The 25364-nt window shown below is 61.0% G+C and carries 17 protein-coding genes; 6 read left to right on the top strand and 11 right to left on the bottom strand.

Annotation, left to right across the window (positions count from 1 at the left end):
• Window positions 1-35: 35 nt before the first annotated feature.
• The 7 genes from AB5Y98_RS16415 to flaA form a co-directional block, all read right to left on the bottom strand.
• Entirely contained in the window at window positions 36-2123 is a 2088-nt protein-coding gene (locus AB5Y98_RS16415) for a 6-hydroxymethylpterin diphosphokinase MptE-like protein (protein WP_368232287.1), read from the bottom strand.
• Window positions 2124-2130: 7 nt separating this feature from the next.
• Window positions 2131-2430: a hypothetical protein gene (locus tag AB5Y98_RS16410; protein WP_010634330.1), complete on the bottom strand. Its 300-nt coding sequence runs from the start codon at window positions 2428-2430 to the stop codon at window positions 2131-2133.
• Window positions 2427-2849: a flagellar export chaperone FliS gene (gene fliS / locus AB5Y98_RS16405; protein ID WP_094697281.1), complete on the bottom strand. Its 423-nt coding sequence runs from the start codon at window positions 2847-2849 to the stop codon at window positions 2427-2429. The genes AB5Y98_RS16410 and fliS overlap by 4 nt, the downstream gene beginning before the upstream one ends.
• Before the next feature lie 25 nt (window positions 2850-2874).
• Window positions 2875-4284, bottom strand: coding sequence for a flagellar filament capping protein FliD (gene fliD, locus AB5Y98_RS16400; protein WP_017765940.1), 1410 nt, complete (start codon window positions 4282-4284; stop codon window positions 2875-2877).
• 27 nt (window positions 4285-4311) lie between these two features.
• Window positions 4312-4755 carry a flagellar protein FlaG gene (locus AB5Y98_RS16395; RefSeq protein ID WP_017786670.1) on the bottom strand — a complete coding sequence of 148 codons (444 nt, stop codon included), beginning with the start codon at window positions 4753-4755 and terminating at the stop codon, window positions 4312-4314.
• A gap of 38 nt (window positions 4756-4793) precedes the next feature.
• Entirely contained in the window at window positions 4794-5699 is a 906-nt protein-coding gene (gene flaB, locus AB5Y98_RS16390; protein ID WP_005299664.1) for a flagellin B, read from the bottom strand.
• A 579-nt stretch (window positions 5700-6278) separates the two neighbouring features.
• Window positions 6279-7190 (bottom strand): flagellin A, encoded by a 912-nt coding sequence (gene flaA, locus AB5Y98_RS16385; protein ID WP_010634334.1) that lies wholly within the window; start codon window positions 7188-7190, stop codon window positions 6279-6281.
• 415 nt (window positions 7191-7605) lie between these two features.
• Between flaA and AB5Y98_RS16380 the strand changes: the two genes are divergently transcribed.
• Together AB5Y98_RS16380 and AB5Y98_RS16375 are read left to right on the top strand one after the other, a co-directional pair.
• Entirely contained in the window at window positions 7606-8238 is a 633-nt protein-coding gene (locus tag AB5Y98_RS16380; protein ID WP_011705587.1) for a trimeric intracellular cation channel family protein, read from the top strand.
• A 100-nt stretch (window positions 8239-8338) separates the two neighbouring features.
• Window positions 8339-8731, top strand: a complete 393-nt coding sequence (locus AB5Y98_RS16375; protein WP_005299659.1) for a hypothetical protein — start codon at window positions 8339-8341, stop codon at window positions 8729-8731.
• 73 nt (window positions 8732-8804) lie between these two features.
• On the opposite strand, the gene thiI is transcribed toward AB5Y98_RS16375, so the two are convergent.
• Window positions 8805-10253 carry a tRNA uracil 4-sulfurtransferase ThiI gene (gene thiI / locus AB5Y98_RS16370; RefSeq protein ID WP_005299656.1) on the bottom strand — a complete coding sequence of 483 codons (1449 nt, stop codon included), beginning with the start codon at window positions 10251-10253 and terminating at the stop codon, window positions 8805-8807.
• A gap of 178 nt (window positions 10254-10431) precedes the next feature.
• On the opposite strand from thiI, the gene AB5Y98_RS16365 reads away from it, so the two are divergent.
• Window positions 10432-11391 carry a hypothetical protein gene (locus AB5Y98_RS16365; RefSeq protein ID WP_019840379.1) on the top strand — a complete coding sequence of 320 codons (960 nt, stop codon included), beginning with the start codon at window positions 10432-10434 and terminating at the stop codon, window positions 11389-11391.
• Window positions 11392-11494: 103 nt separating this feature from the next.
• On the opposite strand, the gene pbpC is transcribed toward AB5Y98_RS16365, so the two are convergent.
• The 3 genes from pbpC to AB5Y98_RS16350 form a co-directional block, all read right to left on the bottom strand.
• Entirely contained in the window at window positions 11495-13894 is a 2400-nt protein-coding gene (pbpC, locus tag AB5Y98_RS16360; RefSeq protein WP_368232286.1) for a penicillin-binding protein 1C, read from the bottom strand.
• Between the two features lie 10 nt (window positions 13895-13904).
• Window positions 13905-18797, bottom strand: a complete 4893-nt coding sequence (locus AB5Y98_RS16355) for an alpha-2-macroglobulin (RefSeq protein WP_368232285.1) — start codon at window positions 18795-18797, stop codon at window positions 13905-13907.
• Between the two features lie 165 nt (window positions 18798-18962).
• Window positions 18963-20651 (bottom strand): FAD-dependent oxidoreductase, encoded by a 1689-nt coding sequence (locus AB5Y98_RS16350; protein ID WP_095592979.1) that lies wholly within the window; start codon window positions 20649-20651, stop codon window positions 18963-18965.
• Window positions 20652-20785: 134 nt separating this feature from the next.
• On the opposite strand from AB5Y98_RS16350, the gene AB5Y98_RS16345 reads away from it, so the two are divergent.
• The 3 genes from AB5Y98_RS16345 to AB5Y98_RS16335 all read left to right on the top strand — a co-directional run bounded on the left by AB5Y98_RS16345 (window position 20786) and on the right by AB5Y98_RS16335 (window position 25337).
• The gene (locus AB5Y98_RS16345; protein ID WP_368232284.1) at window positions 20786-23725 is read left to right on the top strand and encodes an EAL domain-containing protein; all 2940 of its coding nucleotides are present in this window, start codon (window positions 20786-20788) and stop codon (window positions 23723-23725) included.
• Window positions 23726-23790: 65 nt separating this feature from the next.
• Window positions 23791-24609 (top strand): pyruvate formate lyase 1-activating protein, encoded by an 819-nt coding sequence (gene pflA, locus AB5Y98_RS16340; protein WP_017765948.1) that lies wholly within the window; start codon window positions 23791-23793, stop codon window positions 24607-24609.
• Between the two features lie 86 nt (window positions 24610-24695).
• Window positions 24696-25337 carry an energy-coupling factor ABC transporter permease gene (locus AB5Y98_RS16335; protein ID WP_368232283.1) on the top strand — a complete coding sequence of 214 codons (642 nt, stop codon included), beginning with the start codon at window positions 24696-24698 and terminating at the stop codon, window positions 25335-25337.
• The last annotated feature ends 27 nt before the right edge of the window (window positions 25338-25364 follow it).

The raw sequence follows: 25364 nt of genomic DNA, 5'->3' as shown, positions 1-25364 counted from the left end.
TTTTTATTTGGCAGAGACGTGATGAGAGATAGCCGTCACTTCTTCTTGAAGATATCCAGTCCCACGAAGTAGACGGAATCGTGTCGCTGGAAGGCATCGGCATAAATCGGCTTCGCATCGTCGAAGAACCGCTCGAGTATCACCTCGGCCTCTTTCACCTTGGCTTCGAACTTGTCAGGCGCTGCGTCAATCAGGGTCATCATCAAGCCGATGATGTTGGCGTAGAAATAGTTCATCGAGCCGATCAAGACACGGTAGAGATGGCAATCACGGCTCATCAGCAAATAGAGCAGATAGTCGTGGTGACGCTGCATCATGGCCAGTATGTCATTATGTTCGTATTTGACTGTCCGCCAGTCGGTACGCAACTTCTCCAGCAGATCGTCAAACAGCGTCACATTGAGCGCGGCATTGAAGTCAACACTGGCCATGTCGAACGGCTGGAAGCTGCGCGCCATCAACTCATCAAGCAAGGCGATCTTGTCCAGCTCCGGGCTGTTGACTTGCAGGGCATCCACCCGTTGAGGGATGGCGCCTTCAATGTAGGCCCCATCACTGCAATTCAGACAGCGCATATCCGGATGGCTTGTCAGCACGCGCGTCATGTTATGGATTGCCAGGCCAAATAGATGATTGATCCGCACTTCCCCGCCCAAATTGCCCGGTGCCGGGAAAGTATCTTTCAGATTCTCGTTGTACTTGGCTTCTCTCTTCTCGTTGTAATAGAGACTCAGAGTGGAGTGATGCTTGTCTGCGTACTTGTAGCCATTGTCTATTCCGAACAGGTATACCTGTTTGAACCCGAGCAACGCCGCATAATTGAGGCCGGTGTTGCCAACGAAGGGGTTGGAGAATTCAATGGACTCATACTCGAAAGCCTGACCAAACCGGCTGACCAGCATGGCAAACATGGGCTCGTTGGGCTTGAAGGTCAACCCCGTCTTGCGGAAGAAGGTCTTGCACTCGGGGTGGATCACGTCAACGCTGAGGAAGACCGCATCCTTGAGGAAATCATCCGCATTGAGGATGCGCAGGAAATCCGCCGAGCTCTTGGTGCGCTCCACCGCCACATAGATGTCCGGTTTGATACCCGCCTTGTGCAGCGCACTGACGGCCGTGCCGCAGGCAATGATGATGGCTTGCCGTTGATGCTGCCGGATGAATTCGATGCTCTGATCCAGCGACGGTCCGTTACCGACCACGAATACCGGCACCTGCTCGACCTGCGAGGTATCCCGCTCTCGCTTCAGGAAAGGCGTGCCATCCTGCAGATGGGTGTGACTGTGGGCCAGCGCATAAATATTGTCATCGAAAAAGCCCCAGCCCGTTTTGAGCAGATACAGCTCACCCTCGGCTTTGTCGATCAAGGCATGCAGCTTGGGTGAGTGGTAATGACAAAACGAGAAATAGCTCGCCGACCAGAATGCTCCTTTACGATGCAGCGCCTCCATCATGTCGGCAACCAGCAGCTGTTCATCGACACCGATGAACAGGTGCAGACTCAGCGACTCCTGCTCCATGTATTCGAGCAACTTGTGCCAATCGAAGCAATAGAGCGAGGCGTAGAACATATCGAGGTCGGGCTCGAAGGCAAACAGATTCCGAACCCGGCACCGCTCATACAGGTAGCCCAGCTGATAACCCAGTCCGATCCCGTACATGAAGGACAAGGGAATGTCGGCATCCAGCGCCTTGCGAAGCGGCAAGCCTTCCAGCGACACATTCTCCTTGAGCTCGGAGATGGCATTGTTGTAGGCGATATGGATCTGGCCTTCCAGATACCACTGAGGTACGAAGTCGATACATTGCAATACGCTATGTTCGATCACCTCGGCAATCTGGGCCTGTGCTTCGGCAAAGGGATCATCGCCATAGAGGGAGACGTCATCGTCCAGCCAAAGAACATTAGGAACGCCGTTCTCGTTGCAGAAAAAGCGGAAGGGTCTGACCGGCTGATACTCTTTGAAAAATGCATGTATTCCGGGCATATATTTTTCAAAGGCAGCCATATTGAGTTCATGGCGAACGGGCAGCACCTCCAGCATGGCGGCTTCCTGCTCTTTCTGCCTGGCTAGACGGGAGAGCTCATGCTCGGCATCTTTGATGTTCTTGTTAAAATCCATTCGGTACTCAACCCGCATTCATCTTGTAAAGGCCCGCCACGCGACCAGCCTTGGAAAATTGGCGCAATTCATCCTCTGCCAAGTGTCTCGCATTCGTTATCAGCGCATGGATCATGTGAAACTGAGACAGGGCTTGCTGCTGCTCTGCATTAAGATGACTGTCAGCGGGAATATGCTCGAAAACCTCGTTCAGGGCAGCGAGATAGTGCTCCATTTGCACTTCCGCTGCCGCCAGCTCATTTTGCTCCAACAGCAACCGCAAACGGCTGCCGTGGTTCATCAAGCCGGACAGCTTGGCATCATTCATTCCGCACGACCTGCTTTTTGCTGGGCAATGGCCTTGTCGCGCTCTTCGACCGGAATCGCATCCCAGCCACTCTTGACTGTCAGCATCAGGTTCATCACCTCGTCGATGGCGGCCATGTCCATATCACGACTGGCATCCATCATGCGCACCTTCATGTAGTCGTAGAGCGCAAACAGATCTTCCGGCACCTTGCCATAGGAGAGGTCCAGCGAGTCCTGCAAACCGTTGATAATGGCCATGGTTTTGGAGATGGACTGGGACTTGCCTTCGAAATCACGACGTTCGATGGCACCACGGGCCTGGGCAAGACGCTCGAGGCAACCTTGCATCAACAGCTGGATCACCCGGTAGGGATCCGCCACCGCCAGCTCGGACTGCAGATTCTGGGTGGTGTAAGCCTTGATATTTTTCCGATACATAAGAGGCACGGCTCCTGACTACGTATTAATTCGTTTTGGTATTGAGCAGATTCAGATAAGAGGCCGACTTGTTCATCTTGGCCAGCATGCTGTCCAGGCTGCCATAACGGGCCCGCAAGGTCTCCTGATACTTGGTCAGCTGGGCGGTAACATCCGACTCCTTGCGGCTTACTTCGCGCAGATCGGAATTGAGCGAATCTTCCCGCTTGGCCAGCAGGCCGCCGGTCTTGGAGTAGGTTTCCAGCTGGCTGGCCAGCTTGCCTGCGACCCCATCCTTGCCGCCAAACACCGCAACCACCTGATCAAAGTTCTTGTCGATGGCCTCGCTGAACTTGGTATCGTCGATGGACAATACCCCCTTGTTGTCCATCTTGATACCCATCTGGAAAATCGTTGAATAGGTAGACGATTTTTTGGAGGGTTCGGTGATGAGGCCGTTCATCATGTTGACCACGGCACGCGTGGTCGCATCTCCTGCCAATGCACCGCCATCATTCTGGCTTTTCCCTGCCACGATCGAGTTGCGCTTGCCAAGATCATTGCTCTTCTTCACCAGCGCGTTGTAACCGTCGACAAAGCTCTTGACCATGTCCTTGATACCGGCCTTGTCGGTTGTCACATCGACCTTGTTCGAGCTGTAGGTCTTGACCGGATTACCATTGGTATCGGTGGTGGTCGTGCTATCCGACTCTCTGAGCACGGTCAGTTTGAGCCCAACTATGGTGCCGTCGAAGGTATTGGTCGCACTGGTCAGGGTGTTGCCATCTACCTTGATCTTGGCATCCTGAGCGCTCTGGCTCTTGGTCAACTTGGACACAAGGTTGTCGGTCAACTCAGTGGTGCTGCCGGTGATCTGCAGATCCTTGCCGTCGCCGCTGACCCCTGAGTCGATCATCAGCTTGGATTTGCCATCTGAGGTATTCATGATGTTGACGCTCAGACCGAAGTTGTCGGCGTCATTGTTGATCCGTTTGCGAATGGACTGCAGCGAGTCACCCGCTTTGACATCCACATCGAAGGTCTTGTCGCCAGCCTTGAACGTCAGTTTCCCGTCCTGAGTGATGAGGGGGGTCGTCGACGAGTCGAAGGTACCGTCAAATTTACTGGACTTCGCCAATTGTTCGACGCTGATGTCATATTGACCGTTGGAGGCCCCCGCCTTGCTCTCCACCTTGAGCACGGGTTTGTCCTTGTCCTGGGTAATGTTGATGGAGCGCTTGTTGAACGCATCATCCTTCGCCATGGCCTGCAGAGTGGTCACGAACGAGGCGATGGCAGACTTCAGCTGCCCCACTCCGGAGAGAGTGATTTGAGTGTTGGTCTTCTTGGTGGTGATGGGCTGCATCAGTTGTGCCTTTTTGGCATCGACACTGGCAGCAATCACTGACTCCAAATCGAGTCCGGAGCCGGCACCGGCAGACGTAATGGTGGGCATACTCTCTCTCCTCTTAATTTTTTCGTATCAGATCTCGTTATCGAGCAGCAATCCGACCCGCGAACCACCGCCGGATACATCGCCCTCACGCAGATCCTTGATCCGCTTGCTGATGGCCAGCAGCTCCTCGCTCGGGATCTGCCGGATCATTGACTTGGTCTCGGCATCCACCACCTTGATGACCACCTGATCCAGATCCTTCTCAACACTGAAGTTGACAGTCCAGCCTTGCAACTTGCTGAACTCTTGCAAGTTTTGCACCTCATTTTCAATATCGGCATTGGATACGTCCTGTTTGGCGGTTTTATCACCAGCCAGAGCATCCTGCTGTTTTTTCACATCCTGTTGTGCCGTCACCCGCTGCTCTTCCGTCGTGCCAGATAGCACTTGAGCGGCCGATTGGCCGCTCTTGCTACTTGACTGAAGAGAAGAAGGAGTGACCGATGACGGGATCCCAATTTCATTGGCCATATCGTCGCTCCTTTTCCTATCTCATCACTGCTGTTCTGTTAGCCCAGCAGGGACAGAGCAGATTGCGGTCTTTGGTTGGCTTGCGCCAGGATGCTGGACGCTGCCTGTTGCAGAATGTTCTGCTTGGTCAGGTTGGCCGTCTCGGTCGCAAAGTCTGCGTCACGGATACGAGAACGTGCGGCGCTCAGGTTTTCAGAGACGTTGGACTGGTTGCGGATGGTGGAGTCAAACCGGTTCTGTACCGCACCCAGCTCCGCCCGCTTGCTGTCAACCGCCTTGATCATGAAGTCAAGGTTGGCCATGGCCAGCTGAGCCGAACTTGCTGCCTTGATGCTGCTGACGCTGGTAGAAGTCACCGCTGACGTACCCTTGGTCACTTTGTAAGGCTCGCCAGTGGCGCTGGTCGCAACGGTCGCGCTGCCCTTGGTTGACGCCGCAATCCCGCTGATGGTGAACGCGGAGGTCATCTTGAAGGTGATGGTCTGACCGGCGTCAGCCCCTACCTGGAATGACCCCTTGTAGTTCCCATCCAGCAGTTTTTGGCCACCAAAGGTGGTGTCGTTGGAGATCCGGTTGATCTCGGTGGTCAGCTGGTCAAATTCTTGCTGCAGTGCAGTACGGTCATCGGTGTTGTTGGAGCCGTTGGCGGACTGTTGTGCCAGCGTGCGCATGCGTTGCAGCATGCTGGTCACTTCATCCATGGCCCCTTCAGCCGTTTGCGCGACGGAAATACCGTCGTTGGCGTTGCGGTTACCTTGGTCCAGGCCGTTGATCTGAGAGGTCAAACGGTTGGAGATCTGCAAACCGGCAGCATCGTCCTTGGCGGTGTTGATACGCAGACCGGAAGCCAGTCTGGTATAGGACGTATCCAGGGACTTGTTGGTGTTCATCAGGTTACGCTGGGCGTTCAGTGATGAAGTATTCGTGTTGATGTACATGGCCATAAAATATTCTCCCGAAGAACATGCGACTGCGGGTTGCACCGCCAAAGCGGCGTCCCACCGTTAGAAGAACAGGTTGAACGAGCCTGATTCTTCTGGCGGGTGTCTGTTTGAACGGACAGGTCACCCGCAGTAGTGCAAACGTTGGATTCCGAACACCCCTCGATTGCTTCACTTTATTTAACGGCAGCGCAGCGACAAGCTTTAGGAAAATAATTGCCGAAGGCGGCAAGTTTTATCCGGCAAGCGGCAAAATGACGGCGAGCAGTCTCCTGTTATCGGGAGCAGGGCCTAAAGCCGGCGTGACAGAGATGAACTCTGAGGGTTGGCACAGTTTGTGCTTTGATATGGGGGAGTGGCGTCAATTTGACGGCACAATAAAAAGAGGCCGGAAGATCCGGCCTAAAACGAGCATACGCTCAGGAGAATATGACCAAGCGTGACAGAACTGAACAGCTGTACAACACTTGGCTTTACTAGTAGAGAATAGATTCTCTCCCGATAGAACAGAGTGCGAACCGAACACCCCTTTGTTCCATCTCTTGACCAGGGCGGCCTGAACAACCGCCCTGTTTTCTTTTATCAGCCCTGCAGCAGGGAGAGTGCTGACTGCGGACGCTGGTTTGCCTGAGACAGTATGGTCGAGGCTGCCTGTTGCAGAATGTTCTGCTTGGTCAGGTTGGCGGTCTCGGTCGCGAAGTCTGCGTCGCGGATCCGTGAACGGGCGGCACTGACGTTTTCAGAGACGTTCGCCTGGTTGCGAATGGTCGAATCGAACCGGTTCTGCACCGCACCCAGTTCGGCACGCTTGCTATCCACCACTTTAATCATGTAATCCAGGTTGGCCATGGCCGACTGGGCAGAGCTTGCCGCCGTAATGGTCGACATGCTGGTAGAACTCACCGGCGTACCTGCAGTTTTTGTGATTTTATAAGGCTCGCCCGAAGTAGTGGTCGTCACTGCCGCACTGCCGCTGGTCGCGGACGCCATACCAGAGATGCTGAAGGCAGTGGTCATCCGGAACGTGATGGTCTGACCGGCATCGGCACCGACCTGGAAGGAGCCCACATAACCGCCCTTGAGCAGATTCTGGCCACCGAAGGTGGTGTCTTTGGCTACCCGGTCGATTTCAGTCATCAGCTGAGTGTACTCTTGCTGCAACGCGGTACGGTCATCCGTGTTGTTGGAGCCGTTGGCAGACTGCTGGGCCAGGGTACGCATCCGTTGCAGCATGGAAGTAATTTCATCCATGGCGCCTTCGGCGGTCTGGGCGACGGAGATACCGTCGTTGGCGTTGCGGTTGCCCTGATCCAGACCATTGATCTGGGAGGTCAAACGGTTGGAAATCTGCAGACCGGCGGCATCGTCTTTGGCGCTGTTGATGCGCAGACCGGATGCCAGACGGGTGTAGGATGTATCCAGAGATTTGTTGGTGTTCATCAGGTTACGCTGGGCGTTAAGCGATGAAACGTTCGTATTGATATAAAGACCCATGACTATTCTCCTAAGCTATTAAATTTACTATTTAATTTGCTCGAACTTTATTGTCTTTCCTGTTCGATGCTTCTTATTTAACGGCCTCTTTTTCGATGTCTTTAGCATTATTTTCAACGCTTCATCGCATTAACGCCGCTTACCCTATATATCGGCATGTTCCGGCTGAACTTGAGGAAAAAAGTGCCCTGTTTTGCTCATTGAATTCATCAGGCTTGCGACAACGGGCCGGGCGCAGGTCTACATCCACCTCCCCTGCGACATGACGCCGCTCAGATGCATCGCGCTGGCTGGCGACAGCGCAGCCGAGAAAAACTTGGTCTGGCTCCCACTTCTTGCAGGCAGCCATTGGTCAGACACCGCAATCCCCCCTAAAATCGCGGCCCCATCAACAATTGGACGTGAGTTGTTCTCCATGCAGACACTGGTTGAGCAGATTGTTTACATCAGCGACATGTTTGGTACTGCGGTATTCGCGTTTTCGGGCGTACTGGTGGCGGGCCGTCTCAGGATGGACGGTTTTGGCGTCATGGTGTTGGCGGCGGTCACCGCCATCGGCGGCGGCACCATCCGCGACATGATCCTGGGGGCTACCCCGGTATTCTGGGTACGTGACCCCCTCTACATCTGGGTGGTGATCGCCACGGCACTCATCGGCATGTGGATGGTCAAGCTGCCCCGTCGCATGCCCTGGTACGTGTTGCCGGTCGCCGACGCCTTCGGGCTGGCGCTCTTTACCGTGATCGGAGCACAAAAAGCCCTCAACTTTGGTACATCGGGACTGATCGCCGTATTGATGGGCACCATGACAGGGGTGGCCGGCGGCATGATCCGTGACGTGCTGGCCCGGGAGGTGCCCATGGTCTTGCAAAAAGAGATCTACGCCACCGCCTGCATCCTGGGGGGCATCCTCTATACCCTGGCGCTGGAGATAAACGTGGATCGGGTGACCGCCATGCTCATCTGCATGACGGCGGTGTTTGGTTTGCGGGTGGCCGCCATCTACTGGCATCTGTCACTGCCTACCTTCTCGCTGCAGCGCAATTGACCTCACAACCGGCGTCAGGTCGCACTCTCTGCCCGGTTGCGTTGAACCAAGCAGGCTTTTCTGTTGTCATAGGATGCAGTGTTGTAAGCCGGAATCCCTCATGCAAAAACTTGGACTCATCGCATCACTGTTACTGATGAATGTGGCAACGGCGCAGGCTGAAGCTCAGGTACTGTTTGGTCGGCTCGCGTCCACCCCGGTGCAGCAGTTCAACCAGCAGATCCGTCAGGCAAGCACCGCCCAGCAAAGCTGGGTCAATGACTATCGTGAAGTGGCCCTGCGCTTCGTCGGCCACAGCGACATACCCAGTCGCATCCAGGCGCAACAGCTGGACAACGATCTGGTGCTCTCGGTCGCCCTCGATGGCACCAAAAGCGACATGATCTACATCCTGACCCTGTTTCGCAGCAACAACCTGTGGCAGATGCGCCAGGCGGAGATGGGATGGCGTTGCCAGGGGCAGTCCACCTTTACCCCAGTCCCCTGCCCTTGAGCCTCAACCTGCAAGTGAAATAAAAAAATCCGGCACATTGGCCGGATTTTTTTATGCACGCTTGAACGTCACCTTACGGACGGTACACCTTGACGTTGGCAAAACCCTTCTCTTTCAGGTAGAGCGCCTGCAGCTTGCTCATCACGCCGCGATCGCAGTAGAGCAGGTAGGTCTTCTCTTTCGGCAGATCGCCAAAGGCGGTGGCCAGCTTGAAGAAGGGGATATGCATGACCTCACGCCCTTCCACCAGCAACGGCTTCTCGTCGTGCTCATCCATGGAGCGGATATCGAGGATCACCTCGTTGTCACCGCTCTCGGCGGTAGTCTCCACTTCCTGCACTTCGGCAGCAGTCTCTTCACCGATACGACGAATGTCGAGGTAACGTGCCTCGGCCACCACCTTGTCCAGAATGGCGAAGTCGAAGTTGCCCTCTTCCTCTTCAATGCGGGCCAGATCGGCCTTCACGGTCGGCTTCTTGGAGATGACACCGCAATACTCCGGCATGGTCTCAGCGAACTCCAGGGTACCGATGCGGCGCGCTTCGCTGATGATGTCCGGCTTGTCCCAGGTGATGAGCGGGCGCAGGATCACCTTGTCGGTCACCCGGTCGATGACGTTCAGGTTGGTGAGGGTCTGGCTGGAGACCTGACCCACGCACTCACCGGTCACCAGCGCCGGGATCTGGAACTCGTCGGCCACCTTGGCGGCGGCGCGCATCATCATCCGCTTGAGCACCACGCCCATCTGACCGTTGTCGATCTTCTCGAGGATCTCGGCCACCACAGGCTCGAAGTCCACTGCGGTGAAACGCACCCGGTGGGAAGAGCCGAAGCGGTTCCACAGGTGATAGGCCACCTGCTTGACACCGATCTCGTGAGCGGCACCACCCAGATTGAAGAAGCAGTAGTGCACCCGGCAGCCGCGCTTGATGAATTGGAAGGAGGCCACGCCCGAGTCAAAACCGCCGGAGATGAGGCTCAGCACATCTTCCTGGGTGGCGATGGGCATGCCGCTCAAGCCCTGATGGATGGCGCTGACGATGAACAGCTCTTCGCCGTCGATCTCGAGGTTGATCTTCACATCCGGGTTCTTGAGGCGCACGCCGTTGCTCACGCAGTGCTGGTTCAGGCCACCGCCCACGTAACGCTCCACTTCGAGTGAGGAGAACTCGTGCTTGCCGTGGCGTTTGGCGCGCACGCAGAAGGTCTTGCCCTCGAGCTGGTCACCCCATACGGCTTTCACCTGCTCGAAGATGTCGTGCAGGTCGGTAAACTTGCTGGCTTGCACCTCGAGGAAGGCCTGAATGCCGGGAATGCAGGCCAGGGCTTCGATGGCCTGTTCACGGAACTGGTCATTGCGGGAGCTCACGATCAGCTTGTCCCAATCCATCCGCACCCGGGCATCGTCGTCGAAGCGGCGCAGGACATTGCGGATATTGCCCTGCAGGATCTTGATAAAGCGCTGGCGAACCGACTTGCTCTTGATGGTGATTTCCGGGAACAGCTTGATAATGAACTTCATGGTAATGACTCGGGTGACCTTGATTTAAGGGCGCGAATTATATCAGAACTTTGTGGCCAGCGCCTACTGGATGAGCGTTTGCTCACATTCCCCCACGCAATGTTTGCCGCAGCGAGGCAATCTTGCGTATATTCCCGAACCTGCGTCCCGGCAACATTCCTGACCACAGACCCATTCGATGAAGACTTATATCTATTATCCCGGCATGGAGGTACGCGACGAGTTGTGGCTCAAGTTTGCCCTGCTCTATCTGGAACGGCTCGCCTTCGTCTTCACCGTCAGTGAGAAGAGCGGCCTCACCGCCCTGCTGCAAACCCTCGAGCAGGAGACGGATCTGCTGGCCGAGCGGCCGGATGCCGCCTTCTTTGCCGCCATCACCCCCCAGCTGGAGAGTCAGCTGAGCAGCCTGCTCGCCCCCGACTTCGTGCGTCACAAGGTGTTTGGCAACAAGGAGTTGATCGGTCGCTGGCGCTCGCCGGCCAACCACGACTGCTTCTGCCCGGCCCAGGCGGGGCTGGAGCGGCTGCACGGCTTTTGCCTGGCTCACGGTTTCGCCAGCCGGGAGGAGGGCGGGTTCAGGATGGCACGGCGCTTTGCCAACCTGCTCTCCATGCGGCTCGCCCGCGAGTGGGCACTCGCCAATGAGGGGGCCCTCATCACCGATCACGACTATCTGGACCGGCTGCTCCACCTGCTCGAATCGCGCTATCACAACCGCGGTGGCCAGGATTGCTTCCATCTGGAGATCCCGCTGCAAGTACCCACTCACCTGGCCGACATCCCGTTTGCAGAGCTGATCGCCCTGCGCAGTCGCAGCGGCTTTCGCCAGCAGCTGGCCGAGTTCAATCAGGCGCTCGATGCCCTGCTCGCCATGCTGGGCAGCGGCTACGCCGAGCCAGCTGTACTGACCCGCTTCGAGCAGGCGCAGCAGGGGCTCAACCAGCTGCTGGGGCCGCAGACCCAGAGTCTGCCGCTCACTACGCTCGTCAGTACCGGACTGCCCGCCATGGCGATGATCCATCGCCTCAAGGCGAGCCACCCGGACAGCAAGCTGGTGTTTCACTCCATCAAGAAGAGCCACTTCCACCAGCGCAAGAGTCAACACTTCTTCACCCGGCTGGGTCAGGTCAAGCCCTGACTCCGCGACGCCCTGCCGGGGATCGACAATCCGCTGACGGCATCGGGGCTATCCCCCGATATCGTCAATATTCTGACACGCCAATTAGGCACCGCCTCTCCCCTCAGGAGGGATTCTCCAGCCGAAACTCGATGCGATCGCTGTTGCCCGCCTCGTCTACTACCACCAGCTGATAGCGACCCGCCTCGCTCAGCACCTGATCCCCGTCCCAGCGCAGCCGCTGACCGTTGAGAAACCAGGCCGGCTTGCCGACGCCGCCCAGCACCTTGGGCTGCAGCCGATAACGCTGGCTGCGAACAAGGTTGCCCTCCCCCAGCGCCAGGATGCGGATGGGGGCCTGCAGCTCGGTGCTCTGCCCTTCCCCTGCACAGCCGCTGGCCAGCTGCGCCTGGCGCCGCTCGCCGGGTGAGCGCCACGGCTCCAGCGACAGCGGCCAGAGCGCCCGAAAACCGGATTGTGCCGCATCGTGGCAGCGGCTCAGAGTGGGTTTTCCCTGAACGGTCAACGCAACTTGCCGCAGCGGCGAAGGCCAATCCATGGGATCCGGCAAGGTGGGGGGATCGCGCCCTTCCAGCAGCCAGGCGCTCTGGCGCTGCAGACAGGCCTCAGGCAGGGTCGCGCTCGCCTTGCGCCCCAGCGGCCAGCAAACTTCGGCCTCGCTCACCGTGTTGGGTTGTGCCGGCAGGGGGCTGCTGTCAGCCAACCGCGAGTAGACCGAGAGCAGCAGCGGCACCGCCGCGCTCTGGCCGTAAAAACCGGGCATGGGGGTGCCGTCGGGGCGCCCCAGCCAGACGCCTATGGTCCAGCGACCGGAGACCCCCATCGCCCAGCTGTCGCGATAGCCATAGCTGGTACCGGTCTTCCAGGCCAGCCGATTGACCCGGCCGGTCGCCTCGCTGGCAAAGGGCTGATCAGCCCGCCCCTGGGCGCTCAATATCTGCCAGATGATCCAGGCCGCTCCCGGGCTCAGCAGGGGACGCGACATCGCCCGCTGCCCCGCCAGCCAGACCGGCATCGCCACCTGCCCCTGCCGGGTCAGCGAGCTGTAGAGCGCCACCAGCTGCTCTAGCCGAATGCCCGCCGCCCCGAGCGCAATGGCCGGATTGGGCTTGTCGGAGAGGGCCAGCCTCACCCCGGCATTGTCGAGACGGCTGACCAGCTTATCGGCCCCCAGCGCCTCCAGCACCTGCACCGCCGGCACGTTGAGGGATTGCTGCAGCGCCTGGGCGAGGGTCACCGGCCCCTGAAAGGCACCGGAAAAGTTAGCGGGGCGATAGTCAGATCCCAGCCTTGGCGCGTCGGAGAGCAGGGAGGCCGAGTGCACCAATCCTTCGTCCATGGCCAGACCGTAGATGAAGGGCTTGAGGGTGGAGCCGGGAGAGCGGATCGCCTGCACCATGTCCAGATAACCGTGGCGGCGCAAATTGCCATACTCGGCGCTGCCCACATAGGCGCGCACCGCCATGGTTTTGTTGTCTACCAGCAGCAGGGCGGCGGAGGTCTGCTCGGGGAAACGGCGGATATAGCTCGCCACCCGCCCCTCCAGCCAGCGCTGCAGATCGCCGTCTATGGTGGTGTGCACCAGCGCCCCGGCCTGATTGTCGGCGGCGAGGCGAGCAAACAGCGGCGCCTCCATCGGCGTGAAGTGACCGCGGGCCAGCACCGGCTCGATACGCCCCTCCAGCCACGCCTGTTCGGGCCAGACACCCTGCGCCACCAGCCGCTGCATCACCTTGTCGCGGGCGGCGCGAGCCCGCTCGGGATGCCGGTCCGGCCGGTTGCGGCTGGGAGCCTGCGGCAGCACCGCCAACAGCGCCGCCTCGGCATAAGTCAGCTTGGCGGCGCTCTTGCCGAGATAGGCAAAACTTGCCGCCTGCACCCCCTCCAGATTGCCGCCAAACGGCGCCCGGTTCAGATAAACGGTGAGCAGGGTGCGCTTGTCATAGTGCCACTCCAGTTGCAACGCACGAGCCATCTGGCGCAACTTGCCGGGCACGCTCCTGTGGTAGGGCTCGATGAGGCGTGCCACCTGCATGGTGAGAGTCGAGCCGCCCGACACGGCCCGCCCGTAGCGCAGCCACTGCCAGACCCCGCGCACCATGGCCACCGGATTGACTCCGGGATGGCGCCAGAAATGGCGATCCTCGTAGCCCAGCAGCGCCTCGATATAGCGGGGAGAGACCTGCTCCAGGGTCACGGGATAGCGCCACACACCGCTGGTATCGGCAAAGGCGCGCAGCGGTCGCCCCTTCATGTCGAGCACCACCCGTGCGTAGGCGGGGTCGAGTGGCGGCGGCGGGAAGAGTCGATCCAGCGCCAGCAGCGACAGGCATAGGGTGATGATCCCCAATACTGAGAAACGCAGCCAGCGTGGCAGGCGACCAAGCCAGCACCAGCCAGCGCGGCCACTGCGACCTAATTTCAGCCAACCACGCAGCCAGAGGGTGAGCGGGCGAACCCGCTCAAGGGAGGGGACGTTACTCAGAGGGCGTCTGCGACCCATCAAGCGCCAGCTACTCAGAGATAGTTACCTCGTGGATATCCTCACCCACAGCCCTCAGCTCTGGCCGGTACATATCTTCCACCTGGGTCGGCGGCACCTGATAGCGGCCCGGCGTCACCGCCCGCATCAGGTAGACCAGCTGCTGGTTGCTCCCCTCGCTCAGATCCAGCGCTGCCGTGTAGCGGTCATCGCGAAACTCCTGATGCTTGAGATAGTCGTTCCATTCGATCTGCCACGCAGGTTTCCCCTCAATGGAGAGCTCTTCCAGCTTGATGCTGTTGCCAAGGGCCGGGTTCTCCAGCTCGAAGCCAGCGGGCACCATCTCCACCAGCAGGGCATCGGGCACCGCCGATTCACTGCTGACGTTGAGCCGCACCACCACCAGATCACCCACCTTCACCTTGGCGGGATCAAACGGCTGACCATCGCTGTTGAACCAGCTGCGGGTCACGCTTATCCCCTGACTCAACCTGGTAGGAGCCTGTTCGGGGTAACCGACCAGAGTGCGCTGCACATAGAGGGATCCCTTGCCCTCATTGGTAACCGTACTGGCTGCCAGCGCCTCTGGGGTACCCTGCTGCAGCGGAGCCGAACCGCTCAGGGATCCACTGCCAAGAGAGGAAGTTACCCTGGCCTGCCAGTCGACGGCCGGATCGAAACGGGCGAGTCGCAACAGGGCGAGCCGCTCCTGAGTGCTGAGCCACTGACGATGGGCCAGGGTATCGGCCACCTTGGCGCTGAGATCAGGCCAGCGCTCCGCAGCCAGCTTGTGCTGGCGCAGCAAGGAGAGCTCAAGGGCCTGATCGCGCAGCGGCGAGCCGTAATCCCCGAGATAGTCGTCACCGCGCTCGGTCGCCAATGCCCGGCTGAGGGCCTTGGCGGCGTTCTGTTCATCCCCCATGGCCGAGAGGGCCAGCGAGAGGTGCAAGAGCGGCAAGCCGGAGCGAGCGTGATCAGCCTGCTGCTCCCAGATAAGGCGCAGGGTAGCGAGCGGCGCCTTGCCCACTCGGGCCAGCACATAGGAGCTGTAAGCCTGATAGGCCAACCGGCTGTGCTCGGGGGCACTGCTCCAGCGCTCACCATACTGACTGTCGGTGAGATAGCTCTGCAGCCGGTTCAGCGCCTGATTGAGCATCGCCTCAGGCACTGCGTCGCCCGTCTCCTTGCGCGCCAGCAGGTAGTCGGCGGCGTAGGCGGTGAGCCACTGCTCCTCGTCGGAGCGGCCATCCCAGAGGCCAAAACCGCCGCTTGGCAGTTGCAACCGCTGCAGCCGCTGCAGCAGGGCGCGTTGCACATCCGCCTCACTCGCCGCTTTCTTGCCCGCTGCCGGTTTGTTCCAGGCGGCGCGCTCATCCGCCGTGGTCAGCAAGTAAGGCCAGGCACGGGACAGGGTCTGCTCCAGACAGGCGTAGGGGTAGTCGGCCAGTGCCTGCCACTGGGCTGCCGGATCCCAGGGGGGAGTGCCGGAGAGGCTGAGCAGCCCCTGCAGATTGCTGCGATCCAGCCCGGCCAGCTCAGCTGGCGCAAAACTCATCTGCTGACCGGGAGCCAGCATCTGGTAGCGCTGGCGAGTCTCGGCCGGCCAGGGGGAGCGCAGCGGCAGAGACCAGTCGCGACTGATGGCAAAATCCTTGCCGCTGGCCGCCAACTGCAGGCTTGCCACGCCGCTTGCCCCGGTCACGGTGAGCGGCAGGGTCAGCCACTGCTCTTCGCCATTTTTCAGGGCCAAGGTGCGGGGCAGCTCGCCGTTTGCTTTCAGCCCACCATTGAGGGTCCAGGCAAGGGAGAGGGTCTGATCCTCGCCGCTCATGTTGCGCAGTTGCACCAGCGCCCGGGTCTCATCCCCTCTGGCGCCAAAGCGCGGCCAGCCGATCTCTGCTACCAGGGGCGCCACCACCTTGACGGCGCGTTCGGCCTCGCCCACTTGTTGTTCGTTCCAGGCCAGCGCCATCAGCGCCAGCTCACCGTTGAAGTTGGGCAGATCGAGCGGGATCACCGCCTTGCCGCTCTCATCAAAACTCACCTCGCCGCTCCACAGTGCGGCGATCTCGACCCGGCTCTCCAGCGCGCCGCCCTTTTTCAGTGGCGCACGGTCGCCCCCGTAGTTGAGGCGAGCCAGCTTGCCATCCTGCGGCGGGATCACCTGGCCGTAGTTGTCGAACAAATCCTGGGCGAAGCGCTTGCGACCAAAGAAGATCTCGAACGGGTCGAGGGGCTGGTAATCGCTGATGTTGAGCACGCCCCGATCGACCGCGGCCAGCACCACGCGGCCCTGACTGTTGGGGGTGGAGGTGGCGGTCACCTCCAGCCGGGTGAGCGGCACCGCTTTGTCCGGCGCGCTCAGGGTAAGCGGCAGACGGCGCGCTTCCCGATCCAGGGTGAGCGGCACCAGACCGACCGAGCGCAGGCTCTGCCCCTGCTGCTTGCCGACCGGTTTGGAGGCGCTGTCTGGCGCGGCGATCTGGGCCGAGATATGCAGGTCATGACGCTCCCACTCGGGGCTGACCGGGATCTCGAACTCGCCACGGGCATCTTTGGCATCGCCACCGGCGCCCTTGAGCTCGATACGCTGCCACCAGCGCAGGCCGTCACCATCCTCCACCAGCAACAACCCCTTGCCGGGGCGCGGCGCCACCAGGGTCACTTTGGCCTTGTCGCCCGCCTGATAGGCGCGCTTGTCGAGGGTGATGGCAATCTTGTCGGGCCGTGCCTGCTCGCCACCGCCGCCCCAGGCGTAACTGCCGATCTCCACCCGCAGGCTCGATTGATGGCCCTGACTGTTCTCCACCTCCACCCGATACCAGCCCGCCGCCAGTTGCAGCGTGAGCGGGGTCGGCCCCTTGCCATTCAGCTGCAGGGTCTGCTCCTGCTCCAGATAGGGCTGGCTGTTGAACTCGTACTTCCACCCCTCGCCATCGGCATAGTTCCAGTAGTAGTCGCGGTACTCGTTGATGAGGCGCACTTTCACCGCCCCCGCCACCGGTTGGCCCTTGTCATCGAGGTTGAGGATCTGGAAGGGGAGCGGCTTGCCCCCCTCCACCCGATCTGCCACAAAATCGGCCTTGAGCGCCGGCCACTGGCTGTCCACGGGCCAGCCATACTGGGTGCGGCTGCGATTGACGGCGCGGCCACCGGGCTCGGAGAGCGACACCCGATAGGCCACCTCCAGCGGCCCGAGGGCGCGCACCCCATCGAATTCATCAGCCAGCGAGAAGGTCCCCTGCCCCTGCGCATCGAGGGTGATATTGAGCGGTTCAAGATCCTTGCCCTGCTCGGCGAGCAGCACGTCACCCAAGGTGAACTCCTGCCACTGGGTAAAGGGCATGGTGGCACGGCTGATCTTCACCTCCGCCTTCGCCTTGGTGGCACTGGCTGGCGCGCCGTAGAGATAGTCCCCTTGCAGCGGCAGAGTGAGGGCGGCGTCCAGATCTGTGACTTCCCCATCCGGCCCCTTGCCAAGCTGCAGTTTCAGCCGCTCCGGCAAGAACTCCTCCACCAGAAAAGGCCACTCGAAGCGACTGCCGGCGGCGGTCTTGAGGTTGATGGTCCAGCGCCCCAACGGCGCATCATCCGGCAAACGCAGGCCGTAGTGAGCGGCGCCAAGGCTATCGGGCAGCAGCCGTTTCTGCTCGAGCAGCTGGCCGTCCGGCTGTTTCACCTCCAGCTCCACCGCCATCCCCGGCAGCAGCTGGCCATCCTGCCCTTTTAGCAGGATCTCGCTGTCGAGCCGTTCGCCGGGGCGATAGAGATCGCGCCCGCTGAACAGATAGAGCTGCTGGGCCTGCCAGGGTTGGGTGCCGAGATCGAAGGTGGAGAGATCGAGCGCCGCCCCATCGAGGCGCAGCACCGCCAGATGGTTGCCCTGCTCGGCCAGCAGCAGACGCGCCCCCTGCACCTGATCGAAGCGGCGATGGCCCTGTGGATCGGTGGTTTGCACCTGCAGCCGGTTGCCCTTCTGATCGAGCAGAGAGAGTTGCACATCCTTGAGCGGGTCGGCGCTGGCCAGGGAGCTCACGAACACCTCCAGCTGATCGCGATAACGGCGGGCACTGAGCCCCATGTCACTCACCGCGAAATAGGTGGTCTCCTTGCGCCAGTCGTAGTTGCCAAGAGGCGACATCACCGCAAAGTAGACGCCAGCCTCCGCCAGCTGCGGCTCCTTCACATTGATGAGGCGGGTCTCGCGCCGGTTGGCATCGAGTTCCAGGGCGTAGCGGCCGCTGAACACCCGCTTGGCCCGCTTGGTGATCTGCTCGAGCTCCCAGTTGCCCATGCCGGCACCGGGGCGATACTCGGCCAGAAAGCGCGGCAGATAGGCGGCATCGACCCGAAAGAAGTCGATATTGACCTCATCCACGTTGACCGCGCTGATGGGCAGGCGCAGCTCGTCGCGCAGCGGCAATACCATGCCGCTGGCGGTAAACGAAGCTCCCGCCTCCAGCGGCCGGGTCTTGAGGGTCCAGCGCTGGGGGGATGGGCCCAGCCCCGCCTTGAGGCTCACCTCGTAACTTTTATCGGGCTGGACGTTCGGGAAATAGAGGGTGCGGCCATCGTCGGCCAGGATCCACTCCCCCTGCACCTGCTTGCCCCCTTCGCTGACCCCGAGCCAGCTCTGCCAGTTGGCCTTGGGGGTCAGAGGGCCGGAGAAGACCAGCGCCAGCGCCGGGGCATCGCGGTATTGGCGGGCATTCGCCTGCACTACGGCGCTTGGTGTGCCCGCTTCCTGCTGCGTGGCAGCCGCTTGCGTGGTCGGCTCATTGGCGACAGGCTTGTCGGGGCCGCAGCCGCTCAGCAGCAGCGCCGTGAGCCCCGCCAGCAGCAGGGCCGGCCAGCGGCATCCGGGGACGGCCACCTGTTGTGGTGAGGAACAAGAGAAGCGAGGGTGAGAGTCAACGCGGCGCATACAATGTCATCCCTGATTGGCTCGCTGCCAGTGCAGCGCAATAGCCAACAGGATAAGGGATCAGGCTCGCTTGACACAAAACTCATTGCATTAAAACGCCGCCGGCCCCCGCCAGATGCAACAGCGCCGACCCTGGGGTCGGCGCTCGCTTGCGGCTGGGGCGGGTTACTCCATCACCGCCATCTGCCAGGTCTTGAAACCGCCGGAAAGGTTCTTGACCTTGAAGCCGTGCTGGCTCAGCAGACGACAGGCCACGTGGCCGCGCAAGCCCACCTGGCAGCTGATGAGCAGCTCTTTGTCCCTGGGCAGTTCATGAAGGCGGCTGCGCAGCTCATCCAGCGGAATGTGCATCGCCCCCGGAATGCGACCCAGCTTGTCGAGCTCGGGGCCATTGCGCACGTCCAGCACCTGCTGATGTGGGTGACGGGCCTCTACCTCCGCTGCGTGGCAGAGCAGGGTATCCCCCTTCAAGTGGTTGCTGGCCACGAAGCCCGCCATGTTGATCACGTCCTTGGCCGAGCCGAAGGGCGGTGCATAGGTGAGCTCCAGATCCTGCAGATCGAACACGGTGAGACCGGCGCGCTGGGCCACCGCCAGCACGTCGATGCGCTTGTCGACCCCGTCCTTGCCGATGGCCTGGGCGCCATAAATCTTGCCATCCGGGGCAAACAGCAGCTTGAGGCTGACCGGGTGAGCGCCTGGGTAGTAACCGGCGTGGCTGCCCGGGTGGACATAGGCCTTCTCGAACGGCAGCCCCAGCTGCAGCAGCCGCTTCTCGCTCAGGCCAGTGCTGGCCACCGCCAGATCGAACAACTTGCAGATGGCGGTACCCTGGGTCTTCTTGTAGGTTTCGGCGCGGCCCAGCATGTTGTCGGCGGCGATACGCCCCTGCCGGTTGGCAGGCCCCGCCAGCGGGATCAGCACCGACTCGCCGGTGACGAAGTCGGTCTCCTCCACCGCATCCCCCACCGCATAGATGAAGGGATCCGAGGTGCGCATGGCGGCATCCACCTTGATGCCGCCGCGGGGCCCCAGCTCCAGCCCCGCCTTGGCGGCGAGCAGGGTCTCGGGCTTGACGCCGATGGCCAGGATCAGCAGGCCGGTATCGAGCCGGGAGCCATCGCTCAGGGTCAGTCGCAGCCCGCCCCGTTGTTCAGTGGCCACGGCAGCAGTTTTTTCCGCTAGCACATCCAGACTCTCGATGGCGGAGAGGCCGGTGCGCAGGCGCAGGTCTATCCCCTCCTCCCGGATGCGGGCATGGAGCATGTTGGCCATCTCCTTATCCACCGGTGCCATCACCTGATCGGAGAGCTCCAGCAAAGTGACGTCCAGCTTGCGCTGGTGCAGCGCTTCCATCATCTCCAGCCCGATGAAGCCGCCCCCCACCACGGTGACATGGCGCGGCTGATCGTGCGCCAGCGCCGCCAGAATGCGATCCATGTCGGGAATATTGCGCAAGGTGTGCACACCCGGGCTGTCGATGCCGGGGAAGGGAGGCCGGATGGGGGCCGCGCCCGGGCTAAGCAGCAGCACGTCGTAGGCTTCGCGCCGCTCTTCACCGGTCAGCAGGTTGCGCACCAGCAGGCTCTTGCCGGCCTTGTCTATCTCGATGACATCGTGAAAGACCCGCACATCCACGTTGAAGCGGCGTTTGAAGCTTTGGGGGGTCTGCAACAGCAGGGCATCCCGGTTGGGGATGTCACCACCGATGTGATAAGGCAGCCCGCAGTTGGCGAAGCTGACGAACTCGCCCCGCTCGAACATCACAATTTCCGCCTCTTCGCTCAGACGGCGGGCTCTGGCGGCGGCAGACGCGCCCCCCGCTACCCCGCCTACAATCAGGATCCGTTTCATCAGCAAGACTCCAGTCAACGACAAATTGACATTAAATTAGTATTTTCTAATTTAGAATTCAATGAAATTTTGTTTGCACCAATTTTGCAGTATTCTTGCCACCCGACAGTCGTTCAACAGGATGTTATCAGTTCATGTCGTCAACCGCGCTCAGTCATCTCTCTTCTGCCAACCAGACACCGCTGTTCTTTCGTCTGGACGTGCGCAGCCAACGGCTGGTCGCGTTGACCGATGTGATGCAAACCCCGCTCTACTGGCTCGATGAGCCAAGGGGCCCCTGGCCGGCCCAGCTGCCGGATGCACTGCGCCTGCCCATCGAACAGGCCCTCAGCAACGGCCAAGGCGGCAAGCTGGTGCTGCGCTTTGCTGGCCAGCAGTGGCACATTGCCCTCTCCCACGAACAAGACGCCTTCTGGCTCATCTGCCTGCAGACCCTGCGCCAGGAGCCGGTGGCCGACCTGGCGCTGCACCTGCCGCGCCTGAGCCAGATGGCGAGCCAGCAGCAGTTTGCCGCCATGCTGGAGGCCCTCAAGGAGAGCCTGGGGGCCGATCGCCTCATCCTCTGGCACTATCAGGCCAACGGCCCCCTCGGCAGCGAGCAGCTGACCCCGGTCTTTACCCTGGGGGCCGACGAGGTAGCCGCCATTCGCGGCGACAGTCGCTACATCCGCGCCCTGCGCACCCGCAAGTCCCTGAGCTTTTCGGAAGCCGCGCACCAGCCCATGCTGAGTCAGCACTACTATCTGGCCAATGCCGGTGTGAGCTCGCGTCTGGACGGTGCCTTGCTGGAGCAGGAAAAACTCATCGGCGTGCTGAGCCTCGAATACCTCAACGCCACCCCGCTGAGCGAAGAGATGCTGCAACTGGTGCGTCACAGCGCCCAGCTGCTCGGCCACTGGCAACCGGTGCAGGAGCCGGTCCAGCCCGCCGTGCTGACGCTGCCTGCCGAGCTCACCCTGCTGACCGGCATCGCTTACTGCCGCGCCCTGGTGAGCTGGGCCATGGGCATCAGCGGCGCGCGCATCGGCTGGATTGGCGAGTACCAGCCCCGCGGCCAGGATCTCTGGATGATCCCGCGCTGCGTGCTGGAGGGGGAGACCTTCTCGGTGCTCAAGCCCATCCAGATGGACCCGGGGCCCGGCCAGGAGCTGTTCCAGCACGGCCAGGCTGTCTATGTGGAAGACCTGCCCCTGCGCTATCCCCAGGCCAGCCAACTGTTGGCTCTCAATGCCCCCGTCTATGTCGGCATTCCGCTGCACGGCTCGCAGGGCGCCCCCATCGGCCAGCTCACCCTGCTGCTCGATGCGCCGCTGGCCGACCCCATGCCGCTGCTCGACGCCCTCAGCAGCCAGCACGAGCGGGCCGCCGTCGAGTTGCAACGATTGGCCGCCGACGATGCGCTGCGGCTGGCCGAGGTGGCCTTCAACACCCACGACGGTCTGCTGGTGATGGATCACAAGGGGATCATCCTCAAGGTCAACCGCTCCTTTGGCCGCATCACCGGCTTTGCCGACGATGAGATGATCGGCCAGCATATCGTCCGGCTCAGGCCCACCTACTATGGCGATCACCTGGCGCAGGACGTGCGCGAGGCGGTGGCGGCCCAGGAGTTCTGGATGGGCGAAGAGCGCTGCCTGCATAAGGATGGCCACCTGTTCCCGGTCCGCTTGATGGTGAGCGGGGTGCAGGATGAGCACGGCGAGCTCAGCCACTATGTCTGCAGCTTCTACGACATCAGCCAGGAAAAGGAGGCGGCGCGCCACATCGAGCAGCTCGCCTACTACGACGATCTGTGCGGCCTCTACAACCGCCGCAGCCTCAACGACATCATACAGCGCACCCTGCAGGAGGCCAGCGGCCAGTGGGGCGCCCTGCTGCTGGTGGATCTGGACAACTTCAAGTCGATCAACGACTCCCTCGGCCATGCCTGCGGCGATCGGCTGCTGCAGGCGGTGGTGGAGCGGCTCAAGACCCTGCCCCAGGACAACCTTGTGCTGGCCCGCATCTCGGGGGACGAGTTCGCCCTGCTGTTCAGCGCCCTGGGCCAGGGTTATGTCACAGCCAAGATCCTGGCAGAACACTTCGCCCGCGAGCTGATGGGGCTGTTTCGCATCCCGTTCGACATCGAGGATCACAAGCTGCACTGCAGCGCCTCGGTGGGGATCAGCCTCTTCTCGAGCGAGGACAAGGATCACCTGGTGCTGATGCAGCAGGCCGACACCGCTACCCACATGGCCAAGCGATCCGGCCAGGGCAACTATGTGTTCTTCAGCGAGGCCATGGCGGAGAAGGAGAAGAGCAAGCTGGCGCTCAACAACCAGCTGCGCGATGCCCTGCGCCACCACGAGCTGCAACTGCACTATCAGCCGCAATACCGGGTCGACAACGGCGCGCTCTCCGGCATCGAGGCGCTGCTGCGCTGGCAGCGCAGCGACGGCAGCATGGTGCCGCCGGCAGAGTTCATCCCCATCGCCGAAGAGACCAGCCTCATCCAGGACATCGGCTACTGGGTGATGAAGACCGCCTGCGCCCAGTACAGCTTCTGGCTCAACCGCGGGCTGGCCATTCCCCATCTGTCGGTCAACGTCAGCGCCCGCCAGTTCCACACCGCAGGCTTCGTGCAGCAGGTGGAATACATATTGCGCGATACCGGGGTGCCCCCCTCCCGCCTGCTGCTGGAGGTGACAGAATCCGTGGTGCTGGAGAACCGGCTGGAGAGCATCGCCAGGATGCGCCAGCTCAAGGAGCTCGGCATCCTGCTCTCCATCGATGATTTCGGCACCGGCTACTCGTCGCTCGCCTATCTGCGCGATCTGCCGGCGGACGAGGTGAAGCTCGACAGAAGCTTCATCCAGACCCTGGTGCAGAGCGAACAGGACAAGGCCATCGTCAAGGCGATCCTGGAACTGGCCAAGGTTTTTCGTTTTACCGTCACCGCCGAAGGGGTGGAGGACGAAGAGCAGCTCGCCATCCTCAAAGCCCTAGGCTGCCAGCATTATCAAGGCTTCCTGACCAGCAGACCGCTCACCGCCAAAGCCCTCGAGAGCCTGCTGGGTGCCCCGGTGGCGGGCTAAACATGTAGGATTTATAGGGCTTTATGTAATAAAATAACGGCCTGCTCGAATCATTGGAGTCGTCTATGTCTGTCATTAATCGGATCCCTGCTGTCGAAGTCAGCGGCACCGCCGCTGAAACCAGTGTGACCACCGATACATCCGGGGTCATTGGCCGGATCCATTCCGTTGAAACCTGCGGCACCGTCGATGGCCCCGGAATACGCTTCATCGTGTTCATGCAGGGTTGCCTGATGCGCTGCAAGTACTGCCACAACCGCGACACCTGGGACACCCAGGGCGGCCGCGAGGTGACAGTGCCGGAGTTGATGAGCGACATCACCAGCTATCGCCACTTCATGAATGCCTCGGGTGGCGGCGTCACCGCCTCCGGTGGCGAAGCCATGCTGCAGCAAAATTTCATCGCCGAACTGTTCGCCGCCTGCAAGGAGAAGGGCATCCACACCTGCCTCGATACCAATGGCTTCGTCCGTCACTACGACGAACAGCTCGACAAGGTGCTCGACAATACCGATCTGGTGCTGCTCGACATCAAGCAGATCAACGACGACAAGCACATTCCGCTGACCCACGTCAGCAACAAGTACACCCTGGAGTTTGCCCGCTACCTGGCTGCCAAGGGCAAGACCATGTGGATCCGCTACGTGGTGGTGCCGACCTGGTCGGACGATGACGAGAGCGCCGAAGGGCTTGGCCAGTTCATCGCCGAGCTGGGAGAGTGCGTCGAGAAGGTGGAGCTGCTGCCCTATCACGAACTCGGCAAGCACAAGTGGGACGTACTGGGCGATACCTATGATCTCACCGGTATCAAGCCCCCCAGCAAGGAGACCATGGACCGCGTCCAGGGCATCCTCGCCAAGTACCACAACAACGTCAAATACTGATAGCTCAGGGGCTGGCCGGGAAAACGCCGGCCCCTTTCACATCGGGCCTCGCCCACCCGCATGCCGTCACCGGACAAGGATCTGCCATGAGTGAAGGACAAGCCGCCGCCCTGCTGCTCTGGGTACTGCTGCTCACATTCAGCCTGCGTGGCACCTTGCTGCGCACCCTCTACCACAATCCGCTCTACCAGCACCTCTGCCTTGGCGGCGCCATCGTGCTGGTGCCGCTCTGGACCCTGCGGGCCGGCCTGCACGAGGGACTGGAGGTGCACTTTCTCGGCCTTACCAGCCTGACCCTGCTGCTGGGCTGGCGCCTCGCCCTGCTTGCCCCCTGCCTCACCCTGCTGGTGCTCAGCTATTTTGGCGTCATCCCGCTGGCCGAGATAGGCTGGCAGGCCCTCATCGGCGTGGCCTTGCCGGTCGCCACCACCTGGCTGCTGTTTTTGGCCAGCTGGGCCTGGCTGCCACGCCACCTGTTCGTCTACCTGTTCGTGGTGGCCTTTCTTGGCGGCGCCCTCTCCATCTCGGTCAAGGTGGTGGCCAGCGCCCTGCTGATGGGTCTTAGCGACACCTATCCCTGGTATACCATCAGTGCCGACTACCTCTCCATCTGGCCGCTGCTGCTCTTCCCCGAAGCCCTGCTCAACGGCATGACCATGACCCTGCTCGCCATCTACCGCCCTCACTGGGTCAACACCTTCTTCGACCGGGAATACCTGGGCCGCTGAGGGACACGCAGCGACAAAAAAGCCCGC

The organism is Aeromonas sp. s3, from assembly GCF_040907805.1.
Lineage (GTDB): Bacteria > Pseudomonadota > Gammaproteobacteria > Enterobacterales > Aeromonadaceae > Aeromonas > Aeromonas dhakensis.
This window is presented reverse-complemented; position numbering and strand designations above follow the sequence as displayed.